This window comes from Dolichospermum sp. UHCC 0352 (genome assembly GCF_009711925.1).
Classification (GTDB): domain Bacteria; phylum Cyanobacteriota; class Cyanobacteriia; order Cyanobacteriales; family Nostocaceae; genus Dolichospermum; species Dolichospermum lemmermannii.
On sequence record NZ_VIKY01000283.1, the window covers coordinates 12,766 to 28,642 of the forward strand.

The following is a 15,877-nucleotide window of genomic DNA, read 5'->3' on the forward strand; positions in this document are numbered from 1 at the left end:
TTTGTAAAACTATTTCTACAGCACTTCCCGGTGTTATGAGGTACATATCTAGCGGGCAAGACTTGTACTGAGCTTGTCGATAGCGCAGCGTGGCGTTAGCCATAGTATGCCCGCACTACAAGAGTTTCATGATTCAACTTTGTACCTCATAAGAGCGGAAACCGCTGTATTTAATTACCTAAACTTATGAAATTACTCCAAAAATGTTTGTTCGGTTTAATGCTGATTCCTTCGGGAATATTATTGAATTCCAGGACAATTAATGCCTCACAGGTAGCAAATCAGTGGTATTTTGGTTTATGGGATTGTAATATTGATGGTCGTAATGCCAAAATGCAGTGGCTTGTAGTTGATGACCCTCAAACTAGTTGTAATGGTGATGTTTGTAGCACAACATCAGGTGTTAAGGTTGTAGGACGGTTCAGTGATAATGGTAGTGCATGGGTTCCGCTCGCAAAACGTTCTGCAAATTCCACATCTCTCTCAATTCGTCATCCCGTCAGGCGGAATGTGGGTTATAAACTATTTTTTTTATTTCGATAATCTTTGACAGTCAGAAGTTGCCAACTAGAGTTTTGTGAAAGTTCCAGAACCCATTGATGATAATCAAATAGACTTTCTCTATGTCCAACACTAATAAATGTTGTTTTCGTCTCTTGTAACTGTTGATATAAATTCTCTTCATTCTTCAAATCCAAAGCGCTGGTCGCTTCGTCTAAGATAGTAAAGCTAGGATGAGTCACTAATAGGCGTGCAAAAGCCAGGCGTTGTTGTTCTCCTAGTGATAATATGTTTTCCCAAGGCAGCTCAGTATCAAAACTATCAATTCGACTGAGCAAGTTTTGCAGGTTCACTTTTTGCAATAGTTCTTTGAGTTCTGCATCGGTCATCTGACGATTTCTATTAGGATAAAGCAACTGTTCGCGCAAAGTTCCTAAAATAATGTAAGGACGTTGGGGTAAAAACAACAGGTCTTTTAGAGAAGGTCGCACTAAACGGCCAGTTCCTGCATTCCACAAACCGGCGATCGCGCGCAATAGTGAACTTTTACCGCGACCACTAGGGCCGACAATCAATAAACCTTCTCCCGGTTGAACAGACAATGATAAGTCTTCAACGATTACCTGCTCATAGTTAGGCGTTTGTAAGGTAACATCCTCAAAAGCCAGACGATTTTCTTCTATGGTTTTAATAGTGCTGACATTCTCAGGTTGTTTGGTAACAACTTCTAAAGCATCCGAGAAATAAGCTAAACGCTCAACATAACTGGAAAATCTTCCAGAAGTTCCAAATTCATCAATTAATGTTGCCAGACCATTAGCAAACATACTGCAAGCTATAACTGCTTGGTTAACTTGTCCAAAATCAATTTCACCTCGAATATAGGCAGGTGCAAATATTAAAAACGGAAACAATTGGATTACAGATCGATATCCTCTATTAAAAATGTCTTTATTTTTTTCCCAATTAATTTTACTTTCAGAATTTTTCAAGAGAGTATTAAATCTGCGCTCAATTATATTTAATTCTTGGCTTTCTCCTTGGAAAAAAGCTATAGATTCAGCATGATTCCGAACATGAGTTAGGCTGTAGTTGTAGCTTGCTTTAGATTCAAGTTCCTCTTGCGTAATCTTATCTAATTCTTGACTCATATAAGCAGCAATCAGATTACCTATAATAGTATAAGTAAGTAGAATTGCTACTACTAGTTTGGAAATTGACCAAAGAATTATTAAAAAAGTTGTCATTTCCAGGACTTTTTCCAACAAAGTAGCAGAAAAATTTAGAGCAGTCCTGGCAATAGGTTCGATTTCTTGAGATAGACGTTGGTCTGGGTTATCGATATCGGAGCTAAAATTGATTTTATAATAGGCACGATTGCTAAAATATTTTTCTAAAATCTGCTTGTTGAGCCATTGATACCAATCAAGGGCAATTTTTTTTCTGACAAATTTAGAAAATCCTGTTAAGAGGGTGATTAAGAGCAGCCCAAAGGCGTAAAGTGCTAACGTCTTAACAAATTTAGAAATATCTTTATCTTGAACAATAACATCGACTAAATAGCGATCAACAAAGCTATTAAAGGCAGTTATGCCCACAAGCCCAATTATTAATAAAATGAGGAGAACAAGCATTCCCCATGCCTGAATCACATCTGAAAATGCTCTTACACCTGGCTCTGTTGGAAACCAGTAAGGGGCGGCGATCGCTTTTACAGCCACCCAAAACTGAGTAAAATTAGCAAGGAAAGCAGTATTTTTTGAAGCTTGATTATAAATAACTTGATTTTGCATATTATACATCTTGCAAAAATAATATTTTACTATTATAAATTATTATGAAACTTTGTTTTATATTTCATAAGGTATAGCTATCAAATAAGAAAAATACATTATTAATATTGATATTTATGGCTCTTGCGTTTGTTTTATGGTGGTTGAGGATTGATTATCACAAAACCCTTACGGGGTTACGGGACAAGGGTTATAAACTATAATGCCCATATTTTGAATGAAATGCCGACACAATAAGGTTTTCAAGGATTCTGAACTAGGTTCTCCATAAAAAGTACCGAAGAACCTAAAAAATTATGAATTCCAAACTTTAGGATTGATGATGTAAGGTGGCTTCTCGCCCTGAAGCACTTGCAATATTTGGTTAGCTGCGGAAAGTGCAGCAGCCATACCAGCTTCAGGTGTAACTCCAGCTAGATGAGGTGAGAAAATTACATTGTCAAACTCATATAAAGGATTATTAATAGCTGGAGGTTCTGGCTCAAACACATCGATTGCAGCTCCTGCTATTAATTTTTCGCGTATAGCTGTAACTAAATCTGGTTGGCGAACTACTTTTCCACGAGATGTATTGATTAGAAAAGCAGAAGGCTTCATTTTCTTAAAAGCTTCTAGATCGAACATTTCACAAGTCTCATCAGTTAGCTCAGGATGCAAAGATACAAAGTCAGATTCAGTAAGTAGGTAGTCTAAATCTTGTACTAAAGTTGCTCTGACGGTGTCTGCTTTACCGCTTGGAACATAAGGATCGTATGCTAAAACTCGCATCTGCAATGCTGTACTACAAATTTTCGCAACAGCACTACCAATCCTTCCCAAACCAACAATACCAAGAGTTTTTCCTTCTAATTGAATGGGTTGTACCTGATTACGAATTAAGTAGTTTCCTGCTTTGACACATTGATTGAGAAAAGTTAGTTTTTTAGCAAGTGCTAAAATCATGGAAAGTGTGTGTTCTGTCACAGCCGTTGTTGACAAGCCAGGATTATTAACTACCACAATTCCCCGTTTTGTTGCAGCAGCAATATCAATTGCATCAGTTCCAAATCCAGAAGTACTAATAACTTTTAAATTTTTTGCCAATCCAATTGCTTGGGCATCTAATTTAGTAGGATAACGGACAAATACGCCAGATACATCTTGAATAGCTTCATGGATTTGATGCTGCTTTGGTTCTTTGATAATCTCGACATTAGTGTATTCTGCGAGCAGTTTTTCACCTATCTCATCATACATTTTACCAATTAAAAGAACTTTATGATTTTTAGTCTTGCTTGGGAAATTTTTGGGGGGGTAAATAATTGTCATGTTAATTAACCTTAATTTGTTTGATACAAAGATGCTTTAGACTCAAGATTTTATGAATGAAATTGCTGAGATAATTTCATTGTTTTTGTCAGCAAAAGAGAATTAGATGAGGATGAATCTAATAACTGAAAAAAGGTTTCAGCTATAGTAGTTAAAGGGTCAATTGCTTGAATAGAATCAATTCTATTAAGCTTGAGATGTTTGGCGAGAATATGAAATTCTGTACAACCAGAAATAAAGGAACGAGTATTGTATTTATCTAACAGTTTTTGAACATCTTCAAGAATTATTAGGGGGTTTTGTCCTCGTTTTAATACTTTAAAAATCATCTCATGAATCAAGTGATAATCTTTTTCATCTGGAGAAATAATCATATTTGCAGCAGTACAACCTTGCTCAAACAATTTTTTCTTGTAAGTACCTGAACCTGCAAGTAAAAGTGCAGGTTCATCATGTGCTTGTAGTTGTTGATCAGCAATTTTAATTAAAGAGATTACTTTATTAGTCTGATGCTCTGGTAGATGAGCCAAAGCATAATGAGCAGTACAACAACCAATCACTATGCGGTCTACTAATTGATTCAGTTTTTCTAAATGTATTTGCACAAAATCAATGAATTCTCTTTCATTTCCGCTATGCACTGAAGTCGTGCGATCTGGTGCAGCAGGAAGTGAGAAAACGATAACGTTGGGTGCTTCTTGTTCGTTGTCTATATACTGGTTGTATTCATAAATAGTTTTGAGAAATTCAATAGTAACTACAGGCCCCATTCCGCCTAAAATTCCCAGCACGGGTAGTTTTTTATTCATAGTTTTTCTCCAAATTTGCAATTCTTTATTTGTATAAATTACTAAAAATTAAAATTTGTGGCGAAAAGACTGTTATCTTCTTGACAGGCTTTATCTGTGTGATCGCACAGATGTAATAATGGTGTGTCAGGAGATTTGACTACTTCTTCTAGAAGAGTTTCTAACAACTTTATCATCAATGAAATACGTTCGTTAGCGAATATATCTGTGTTGTAGATTAACTTCAAATATAATTCCGCTTCGTCCACAAAAATGAACTCTAGATCAAATTTAGCAGTAACAAGTTCCTGCTCAAGGGTATTAACAGCAATTCCATCTATTGCTAGGTCTACATTTTGATTATTTTGCAGAACAACTACAACATCAAATAAAGGGTTACGGCTAGGATCGCGTTTAAAATTTAAATCTGATACTAGTTTATCAAAAGGATATTCTTGGTTATCATATGCCTCTATTGTGGTTGTTTTCACTTTTGCCAGTAAAGTAGCAAAGCTATCGTCTACTGTTATTTGATCGCGCAAGACTAAAGTATTAACATAAAAACCTATTTGTTCTTCTAAATCGGGATGATTTCTTCCAGCAATGGGAGAGCCTACTGTAATTTCATTCTGCTCGGTATAGCGAAACAGAAAACCTTTGACTAATGTTAGTAAGCCCATAAATAAACTAGCTTCTTGAGTCTTAGTTAATAACTCAAAATCCTTGATGAATTCTTGATTTGGCTTCCAGATAACCACAGAACCAGAAAAACTTTGTACGGCTGGTCGAGTATAATCTAAAGGTAAATCAAGCGGTGCTGGAGCAGGAATCAGTTTAGGTAACCAGTAATCCCTTTGTGCTTGCAATTTTGGTGTTTGGAGTTGCTGATTTTGCCATGAAGTATAGTCTTTATAATGAATTCTTAGAGGTGGGGGTAATTCTACATTCTCTTTTCCATAGGCATGATAATGTGCAAGAAAATCTTTAATTAAAACGCCTGCTGACCAACCATCTGAAATGATATGGTGCATATTGAATAGGACTATATTACTCTGTTGACTCAGCTTTAGTACATTAATCTTGAGTAGAAGACCGGATTCTAAATCAAAAGTAGTTTTGGCATTGTTACGAATAGCTTCAGCAATTTTTGCTGCTTGGTTTTCATCATCTACTAAGTCTATTTGATTGACTGCAAAATCTACCTGTTCGTTTACTATTTGACGAGGTTCGTTATTGATTAAAGTAAACGTAGTGCGTAAAATTTCATGGCGTTCTATCAATTTTTTAAAAGCATTTTCAAAGGCAGCGATATTTAAATCACCATTGAATTGATAAGCACTTGGCATTCCGTAAGCATAATGGTTATGATCGAGGAATTCTAAAGCCCAGAGACGGCGTTGTCCATGAGACATGGGATAAGATTCTTGTTGAGTTATTGCTGGTATGGGTTCTTGATAGTTAGATTGAGCTTTAGATATTAAAGCTGCTAATCCAAGAATTGTGGGAACTTTGAAGAAATCAGCTAATTTAACTAATACATTTAATTCTTTATGGACGTGAGTGACTACTCTAGAAAGGAGCAGAGAGTGTCCGCCGATTTCAAAAAAGTTATCAAAAATTCCAATGGGATGTTTAGTGAGAATTTTTTCCCAAATATGGACTAGCTTTGATTCTAAAGTATTACGCGGTGCAGTATAAGAGACTTGTGTTAATTGATCTGTTGGCTTGAGAGCGATGAGCGATCGCAAGTCAAATTTGCCATGTTTAGTTAAGGGAAATTGCTTTAAGAAGATAAAGGAACTAGGAATCATGTAAACTGGCAAATATTTAGCTAAAAATTCTCTGATTTCAGAAAATTTTATATCTTTATCAGTTTGACAATAAGCAGATAATTGAATTTGGTTATTTACCTCTATAGGTAAGACAATTGCTTTCTCAATCTCGGCATAGCGGCTAATTTGGTATTCAATTTCTCCTGGATCTACACGATAGCCATTGACCTTAACTTGATTATCTTTTCGCCCTATAAATTCAATCACACCTGGAGCAATTTGTTTACCTAAATCTCCCGTTCTAAAGAGAATTTTTTCTGAATTTAAAAAGTTGGGTTGAAATTTTTCTCTGGTAATTTCAGGAAGATTACGATAACCAACTGCTAATGCTGCACCTTCTACGCAAATTTCACCGATTACGTGCAGAGGTACGGGGTGATTGAATTCATCTAAGACAAATAATCGATTGTTATGGAAAACCTGACCAAGAGGTACGTCTGTATTTAAGTTGTCGTCTATTGTATATTGAGATACTCCTACACAAGTTTCTGTAGAACCGTAGACATTGCTGACAATTTCAGCAGGGAAGCGTTTTCGTAAAGCGATCGCAGTTTCTCGGTCTAATTTTTCTCCCCCGCAAGAGATATATTTTAAAGTGGGGATAGTTTCTTCGGGTGCGAGTACAGCTAAAATTTCTCGGTAAATAGATGGTGTTGTGTGCAGTACATTGATTTTGTTTTCTTGTAAAAATGAAACTAAATGCCCTATATGCTGTACTTCGTACATATATAAAGCAGCACCTATGGTTAAAGGTAGGAAAATATTACGAAAAGATGGGTCATGGGTGACAGGTGCAGTGAAGATATAACGCCATTCAGGATGTTTATTTAAGTTAAATGTCAGTCGTAAACTCCGAATTACATTCAAAATAGAAATGTGACGACCCATGACTCCTTTAGGGTTTCCGGTAGAGCCAGAAGTGTATAAAATATAAGCAATTTGGTTAGTGTCTGGTTGGAAATTAGGCTCATTTATGTCAAAATCCGTCAAAATATTGTCGATTTTATCTAAGCAGATTGCTTCGATTTCTTGGGGTAATTGGGAGATAAAATTACTCTCGGTAAGACAGAGATGACAGCCACTATCTTTTAAAATAAAATCGATGCGACTGCTAGGATATTGGGGGTCTATCGGCACATATATCGCCCCGGTTTTAAAAGTAGCCAGAATGGCGATAATTAAGTTTTGATTGCGTCCGATTGCGAGTGCGATCGCCTTCCCCGCACCAAGGTTATATTTCTCACGTAAGTAATTGGTTAAACGATTTACCTTCTCATTCAATTCTCGATAGGTAAGAGTCTTTTCCTCAACTATTAATGCAGGTGCATCGGGTGTAGATTTAACTTGAGCAATAAAGTCATCAATGATTGTAGAATTTTGGGGTAATTCTATTGTTGAACCTGTTAATTTTGCCAATAATTCTTCCTGTTGCACTTGTGTTAATAAATGCAACTCAGACAGTAAAATATTGGCATCTTTAATTACACCCTGCATCAAAATTTCAAAACTTTCTAGAAACTGTTTGATAGTTTCCGGCTTAAACAGTTCTGTATTGTAGTTGCAGTAGATAATCAGTGCGTCATTGACTTCGATGAAATTAAAGCCCAAATCGAAAGGAGTGTAACCAATTGGCTCTGGTGGTAGCGATACGTTCAGTCCTTCAAATTCAGGTAAAGTTAATTTAGGGTCGAGATTGAAAGAGACTGAAATCAGGGGAGAACGCGAAAAATCTCGTTGTAATTGTAAGGCTGCTAATAATTCTTCTAAGGCGTGAGTTTGGTGTTTAAAAGCGGCTATGAGTGTTTCTTTGGTGTGACGAAGATGTGTAACAAAAGAAGCAGTGACATCTGTCTGGATACGAATCGGTAAAAATTGCGAACAAAAGCCAACTAATTTTTCGCTTCCTTCGACTTGTCGTCCAGAAATGGGAATACCAATTACTAAATCATCATGACCGGAAATGCGCCGCAAAAAAGCTGTGTAAGCAGCAAACATTGTCATAAATAATGTTGCTTGATTTTTGCGTCCTACAGTCTGTAAATTTTGCCATAGTTGAGGAGCAATAATTTTACTTTCTCTACCGCCTGTGTAAGTTTTGACAGCAGGACGAGGAAAGTCTGTAGGAAGTTCAAATATGGGGATTTCTCCCTCATAAGTTTTTAACCAAAAATCACGATGTTCTTGCATTTGTGGACTTTGCGCTTCTTGCTGTCGCAAAGCTAAATATTTGCGAAACTGCATTGGTGGCGATAAAGATTCTGTAGCAACACCAATTTTTGCTGAATAAAGTTTGCCGAGTTCATTCAAAATTAGCCCTAGTGACCAACCATCTGCAACAATATGATGAGTTTTTAAAGTTAGCAGATAATGTTCAGGTGCTAAACGCATCAGCACAGCCGCAAATAAAGGAGCAACACCCAAGTCAAAAGGCTTTTGCGATAACTCAGTTCTCAATACTAAAGCAGTTGCTTCTGGGTTATCTTCATCCATCAAATTGATTAACGGTAAGTCAATTGTGACACTACTGATTACTTCCTGTAGTTCGCCTTGTTCTAATATTTTGGTTCGCAACGCTTCGTGGCGATTGACTACTTCATTAATCGCTTGTTGTAAAGATGAAATATCTAAAGCACCACGCAATTCTAAGGAAGTAGTCACATTATATGATGCTGAAGCGGTTGTATCTAATTCTGCCAATAGCCAAAGCTGACGTTGCGCTTCACTGGTAGGAAATTGCTGATTTAAATTATTCCTAGCATCTTCATCTTCAGTGCGATCGCTTGCTTCTCTTTTCTTTGTTTGTGGTGGTTTAGCATTTGCGAAAAAACCTGCTTGTCGCAGTTCTATAATCGCTTCTTTGACAGCAGCTACTACTTTATTTATATCCTCATTGGTATGGCGAGTTGAGAGAAAACAAACTCGTTTTTCCCATGTATACACACCTTTGAGATTTAATAAGTAGTAAAAAAGTGGTAATTCGATAGGTTTGAGGAAAATACTATAAGCACCAGAAGATTCAAAGCGAAACAAAGAGCCAAAATGAACAATGCGGATAGGAATTCCTGTTTCTTGAAAGAACTGATTAACCTCAATAGCTAATCGATTAGTTAATTGATTGACTGTTTCTTGAAGCGTTGCGCCTTGTTCACGTAAATGTAAAAGCACTGCCCGACAAGCAGCCAAAGCTAAGGGATGACGACAGAAAGTACCACCATAAGCAGTTAATTCTGTTTGCGGATGGGAATCATCTCCATAACTCCAGAAACCGCCATCAACTGTGTCTAAGAAATCTGCTTTACCGCAGATCATACTGATAGGCAAACCACCACCGATCGCCTTACCATAAACTACTATATCTGCCTCAATCTCAAACCATTCCTGCGCTCCTCCTGGAGTAATGCGAAATCCAGTAATAATCTCATCAAAAATTAGGGCAATTTCTTTTTGTTGAGTCAATTTACGTAATTTTTGGATAAATTCTTTAGGCTGTAAATCTGGTTTACGGCTCTGCACAGGTTCTACTAAAACTGCTGCTAAATTATCAGCTTGCTCTGCAATTATTTCTAGACTTTCTTCCGCTCCATAGGTAAGAACTATAACATCTTCAACCATTCCTGATGGTGTACCAAGACTCAATGGTTCAGCTGTTCCTACTTCCTCGCCAGCGCGGGCTAAAATGCCATCAAAAGTACCGTGATAAGAACCAGCAAAAATCACAATTTTTTGGCGTTTTGTCCGAGAACGAGCAATACGAACTGCTGCCATAATCGCTTCTGTACCAGTATTACTAAAAGCGACTCGTTCTACACCTGTCATTTCACAAATTAAAGCAGCTGTTTCTGCTGCAATATTAGACTGCATTCCTAAACCAATTCCGTGTTGCATTTGTTGCTGAATTTCTGTCAACACAAAATCAGGACTATGCCCAAAAAAGTTAACTCCAAACCCCATCGCTAAGTCGATGTAATCATTGCCATCGATATCACGAAAATATGCACCTTGGGCTGATTCTGAAACAATGGGATACTGAAATTCTTTTAAAGCCATACGGAAGTCAATAGTAGGTTTCACATCAACCATTGTCTTCCGGCTGTTTTGCGAATATGCCTTGGATTTTGCTGTTCTTTGATTATAAACAATCTCTAATTTTTGGATGAAAGCTTGCTGTTGTTCGGTTAAAGATTTACTCTCTGTCAGTTTTAAAGCTAGTGGATTCAAATTTGGAGAACTAATTTTTTGGGTAGGGGGTGTGGTTTCTGTTTTGCTTGTTTTAGGAGTAGGCGCAGTTTCTGTTTGAATCAACAAAACTTCTGGTGTATTGCTTGGTGCAACAGGTGCAGATTGCAGTATTTCTAATTGCTTGATAATAGTTTTTTCATGAATATCTTTGAGTTCTTTCAAAGATTGCAATTGAGCCATCATCAAAGCTTCTTTGCCAGAGGTTGGTATTGATACAGCTACTGTTTTTGATTGGTGATCAATAGCACTTTCAGGAGAAGTGGAAGCAATAATTAACTCTTGTCCATTGTAGATGCTGATATTATTTTGTTGAGAATAAATATCTGCATTGACAAATCCACAACGTTTTAAAGCAGCACACCAACTTTCTCCACTTAGCAATGGAGTATCTAAACGTAACTCTTTATCTTGAAAACGCCACCATCCGGGTGTGAGTCCAAAAGTTAAATCAAGCCATGAATTATTTTCTACTGTTTCTAGTAATACCAAGTAACCACCAGGTATTAGTAGTTCTCGAATATTATTGAGTGTTTCTGTAATATTTCGGGTACTATGAAGCACGTTAGCAGCAACAACTATGTGATAGGAATGCGCTGTTAACCCTTGAGAAACGGGTGATTTTTCAATATCTAATTGATTGAAGTTAAACTTATGCCTATTTTTAAATTTTTGCCGTGCTTTATTGAGGAGAACAGGAGAAAGTTCAGTGAAAAAATAAGTTGTATGATTGAGATTTAAATTATTAACAATTGCTTCAGATGTCGCACCTGTACCACCTCCCACTTCAATAATTTGGTAAGGGCGATCGCTACTAGAAAAATTATTTAAAATAGAGTTAATTGCTTGGGATACTCGTTGATTCATCAAACGAGATACAGGAGAATTGCCATATATACTTTCTGCATGGACAACTGAACCTGCTGGGAAAATTAACTCTAAAGGATCTATATTTCCTTTGAGAACTTCTGCTAAATTTTCTCCACAACGTTGTAGCATATCCAATTCAGGTTTTGCTGCTGGACAAATTGTTTGCAGATTCTCTATAGCTTCTGGTAAAGAAAAAGGCGTAGGTAGGCTTTTTACTATCCATACATTACCTTGATTTTGAATAATTCCAGTTTGCTCTAAAGTTTTTAAATAACGATTAACTAAAATATGATATTTTGAGGCTATGGGTAAGGTTTGTAATAAATCCTCTGTTGTCCAGGTGTCTGCTATACTTAGTCTTTTACCTAATACTTCTAAAGCTTTCAAGATATAAGCAACAGCAATTGGTTGTAATTGGGAAATCACCCACAGATAATTATTTAATTCTGACTCGGAATTAGATACTTGAACTGAGGTTTTAGTTAAAATATCATTTATTGCTGTTTCATCAGATGTATTTGATGGTTTTTGTTTAATATAATCAGATAGATAAATAGATATTTCGTCAATTGTTTGTAAATCAGTAAATAATTGATCTATCTTGACTTTTACGCCAAATTTTTCTTCAATTTTGCGAACAAAGTCGGTCAAAATAATCGAATCTGCTCCCAGATTTAATAATGTCTCATCATCTCTAATGTCATTTTCATCTTCTTTAAGTAGCAAAGCCAAGATAGACTTTAATTTATTACCGATTTCTTGCTGATTTTTTTTGATATTTGCAACTTTTGCTAAATTCATATTAGTCTCCATTAGCTCTCTTTCTAAAGGCACTTCTTTGGTCAAACTTGATTGTGATAAAACAGTAGATTTAAATTGAAAACGTTTTCTTTGAAAAGGATAATTTGGTAATTGGATATTTCTATAGCCATAATCTTTATTGAATTTTTCGGCGTTAAAATTAACTCCATTAATGTAGAGTTGGGCAAGTGCTGATAGCATCGTCTGCCAGTTATCCAAGCCTCTATTGAGAGAACTAAGCCATATAGCGTCATCGTTATAACGACGGCCTTGTTCTGCTAGTATTGGTCTTGGACCCACTTCTAAAAATAGGTTATATCCTTTGTTTAACGCCGTAATTAGACTCTGGAAATACTGCACTGCTTGACGGCTTTGTTGTCTCCAGTAACTTGCATCAGGCGCAGTTGTTAAAGGTTGTCCATCAATTCCTGAAACTAGTAGAATTTGAGGAGGATGATACGAAACCTCACGAGCAGCAATTTCAAAATCATCTAAGATTGACTCCATTAATGGAGAATGAAAAGCCCCATTTACAGATAGTAATTGAACGGCTATTTTTTGGCTTTTGCAGTTGGCGACAATCTCATCAATACTATTACTTTCCCCAGAAATCACAATTTGTTGAGGATGATTAATAGCCGCGATGGAAACTGTATTACCATAGTTTTGAATGAGAGCAGATACCGTAGCTTCATCTGCAAAAACTGAAGCCATTTTTCCTAGAGGTGCAGTTTGCATTAATTGCCCACGTTTAACAATTAATGCTAGACCTGCTTCTAAACTAAATACTCCTGCAATACAAGCTGCAACATATTCACCAACGCTATGGCCAATTAGTAAACTAGGTTTGATTCCCCAAGATTGCCACAACATGGCAAGTGAATATTCTAGAGCAAATATAGCTGGTTGAGCGTATGCAGTTTGATTGAGTAAATCTGTGCGATCGCCAAATAATATTTGTTGTAGTGGAAACTCTAAATAATTTCCTAAAATGTCTGCACATTGATCAATATATTGGCGAAATGTCGGTTGGGTTTGGTAAAGTTGATTACCCATACCCGCATAACAAGCTCCTTGACCAGTGAAAAGAAAGACTATTTTAGGGTATTTTTCTCCTGTAAAACGTCGATAAAAAATCCCATGATCAATATTTTTTTCCTCAGCAAAAGCTGCTAATCTTTGTTGCAACTCTGTCAATGTATCTGCAACGATCGCTAAACGTTCAGGTAAAGACGACCTACCAATTGCCGCACTATGACAAATATCTCCCATCTCTGGATGAGACTCTAAGCGGGTGTGAAAACGTAGTGCTAGTTCTTTTAAACCCGTTTCGCTATGAGCAGAAATCGTCAACAGATGGCTGGGACGTTGCAGTTTAATTTCTGGTATGTTGGCAGCAGGTGCTTGTTCAATAATTATGTGAGCATTGGTTCCAGAAAAACCGAAGGAACTGACTCCAGCGATACGGACTTGGCCATTGTTCGACCAGGGTATGGCTTGACTAGGAATTTTGATCGGGTATCCTTGCCAATTAATCAGGGGATTGGGTTCTTGGAAGTGGAGATGAGACGGAATCTCACCATGCTGGAGGGCGAGAATTGTCTTGATTGTGCCTGCTATCCCTGCGGCAGCTTCGAGATGTCCGATATTAGTCTTAACTGAACCGACGTAAAGAGGTTGCGATCGCTCTCCATACACAGCAGCGATCGCGTTCATCTCAATGGGGTCGCCTAAAGAAGTACCCGTACCATGTGCTTCTATATAACCGACTTCCTGGGGTTTGACTCTAGCATCAGCTAAGGCTTGACGAAGTAAATCTTGTTGGGCGGGGCCACTGGGAACTGTTAAACCGGCGGCTGCACCGTTATGATTGACCGCAGACCCCCGTAGTAATGCGAGAATGCGATCGCCATTTTTTTCAGCGACAGACAGGCGTTTGAGAACTAAAACCCCGCATCCTTCGCCCCGCACATATCCATTTGCAGCCGCATCAAAAGTCTTGCAGCGACCATCGGGAGACATCATCCCCGACTGACAAAGGTTAATCGTAATTGCCGGATCTAAGATGAGATTGACACCACCTACTAAGGCTATTTTGCACTCATGATTTCTCAAGCTGCGAATAGCTTGGTGAAGTGCAACCAATGAAGAAGCACAGGCTGCATCAATAGACATACAAGGTCCGCGGAGGTTGAGAAAATAAGATAACCTACCTGCTGCTGCACTTAGGGAGTTTCCTGTACCAAAAAAAGAATCGATTTCATCATACTTGCTTTTGTAGACTGTCATCGCGTGGTCAACACTAGTGATACCGACAAACACACCCACGCGATCGCCTGCTAAATTAGTTGGTGGTAAATTGGCGTTTTCTAACGCTTCCCACGCCACCTCAAGTAATAACCTGTGTTGAGGATCCATTGAAGTTGCTTCGCGGGAAGATATGGAGAAGAAACGGGCATCAAATTCTGTAATATCCTGTTGTAAAAATCCCCCATAACGAGTGTTCATTTTGCCAGGAGTAGGCTCTGGAGCATAAAATTTTGAGATATCCCAACGGCTTTGAGGAACTTCTACAATTGCATCAAGTCCAGCTTGACAAAAGTTCCAATAAGCTTCAGGAGAACTGATTCCTCCAGGGAAACGACAACCCATTCCCACAACAGCAATCGGCTCACTTTGTCTAGTTTCTAATTCAGTAATGCGAGCCTGCATCGCCTCCATTTTTGTGAGGGTTGTAGCTATTAATTTTTTATAATCTGTATTTTGAGCCATGCTTTTGTCCGCGATTTTTTGATTGTCTGGTAATATCTAATCCGGTTTTTCCCCTGAAAATAAAAGATAATCATCAAAAGCCATAAACCAACCTCTATCTCTCGACCAAGCCTCAAGACCTGGATTATCTTGCTGGAGATTGATCACTAAATCGTGTTTACTAATGCCTTTACTGGACTCAGCAAAGTAACGCACAGCAGCAGGCCAAACATATTCACTAATTGATACAGCTTGGATATTTACAAATCCATGTTTTTTGAGTTTTTCAACATAAATATTGCGGTCATATTGGTTAACAAAAGGAATACACATTTTCTTGCTATTGACGCGCAGCCAAAAGTCAATATTTCGTCCTACTCTTGGCAGACAATCAGCTAATGCTAACTTTCCACCGGGGCGCAAAACTCGAAATGCTTCCGCAAAAAAATCTTCACGAGTATTGAAATGAAAAGCACATTCTAAAGCTGTAACTTTATCAAAAGTATTGTCCTCACAAGGAATGTTAGTTGCCGAACCCACCTGAAGATTTATACGTTCAGATAATCCCGCCTTAGCTACTCGTTCTTGAGCAATTTCTACTTGTATTTCTGTCGTATTTATCCCAGTAATTGCATCTACATTGTTTTCACGCACCCAGAGTATATCTTGTTCAGCAAAACCGAAGCCGACATCTAAAACTTTGTCTCCAGGGCTAAGTTTGGCAATTTCTCCCAATTTCCGGGCTAAAGCAGCACAGGCTCCGTTATAAGTCGTTTCCTCTTGCCAATAGCCAAAGTTGAGCCATTGGGGAACATTGGGATCGTGAAGATCACACTCTCGTTTAGCTATCCTAGTATAAAGTTCAGATACCTCAAATTTATCTCGTAAAAACCAAAGTTCTTGAAGTGGATTCTGGATAAATTCTTTGATGATTATCCAGCGATTGCGCCATTCATAGTTGAAGGGGATTTTACCAATATTTTCCAACACTTTACTC

General features: G+C 37.6%; 6 protein-coding genes. 1 reads left to right on the forward strand and 5 read right to left on the reverse strand.

The features are described 5' to 3' along the window. Positions 1-186: 186 nt before the first annotated feature. Positions 187-543: a DUF6006 family protein gene (locus FJR06_RS20520; RefSeq protein ID WP_015078931.1), complete on the forward strand. Its 357-nt coding sequence runs from the start codon at positions 187-189 to the stop codon at positions 541-543. Here the strand turns inward: FJR06_RS20520 and FJR06_RS20525 are convergent. The 5 genes from FJR06_RS20525 to FJR06_RS20545 form a co-directional block, all read right to left on the reverse strand. Further along, positions 516-2,294, reverse strand: coding sequence for an ABC transporter ATP-binding protein/permease (locus FJR06_RS20525; RefSeq protein WP_015078932.1), 1,779 nt, complete (start codon positions 2,292-2,294; stop codon positions 516-518). The two genes, FJR06_RS20520 and FJR06_RS20525, sit on opposite strands and share 28 nt — an antisense overlap. A gap of 294 nt (positions 2,295-2,588) precedes the next feature. Then, on the reverse strand, positions 2,589-3,602 hold the full coding sequence (locus FJR06_RS20530) for a hydroxyacid dehydrogenase (protein ID WP_015078933.1): 1,014 nt from the start codon (positions 3,600-3,602) through the stop codon (positions 2,589-2,591). Positions 3,603-3,652: 50 nt separating this feature from the next. Then, positions 3,653-4,411 carry an aspartate/glutamate racemase family protein gene (locus tag FJR06_RS20535; protein ID WP_015078934.1) on the reverse strand — a complete coding sequence of 253 codons (759 nt, stop codon included), beginning with the start codon at positions 4,409-4,411 and terminating at the stop codon, positions 3,653-3,655. Positions 4,412-4,452: 41 nt separating this feature from the next. Continuing rightward, positions 4,453-14,901 (reverse strand): non-ribosomal peptide synthetase/type I polyketide synthase, encoded by a 10,449-nt coding sequence (locus FJR06_RS20540; RefSeq protein ID WP_168652169.1) that lies wholly within the window; start codon positions 14,899-14,901, stop codon positions 4,453-4,455. Between the two features lie 36 nt (positions 14,902-14,937). After that, the gene (locus FJR06_RS20545; RefSeq protein WP_015078936.1) at positions 14,938-15,870 is read right to left on the reverse strand and encodes a cyclopropane-fatty-acyl-phospholipid synthase family protein; all 933 of its coding nucleotides are present in this window, start codon (positions 15,868-15,870) and stop codon (positions 14,938-14,940) included. Between the last annotated feature and the right edge of the window lie 7 nt (positions 15,871-15,877).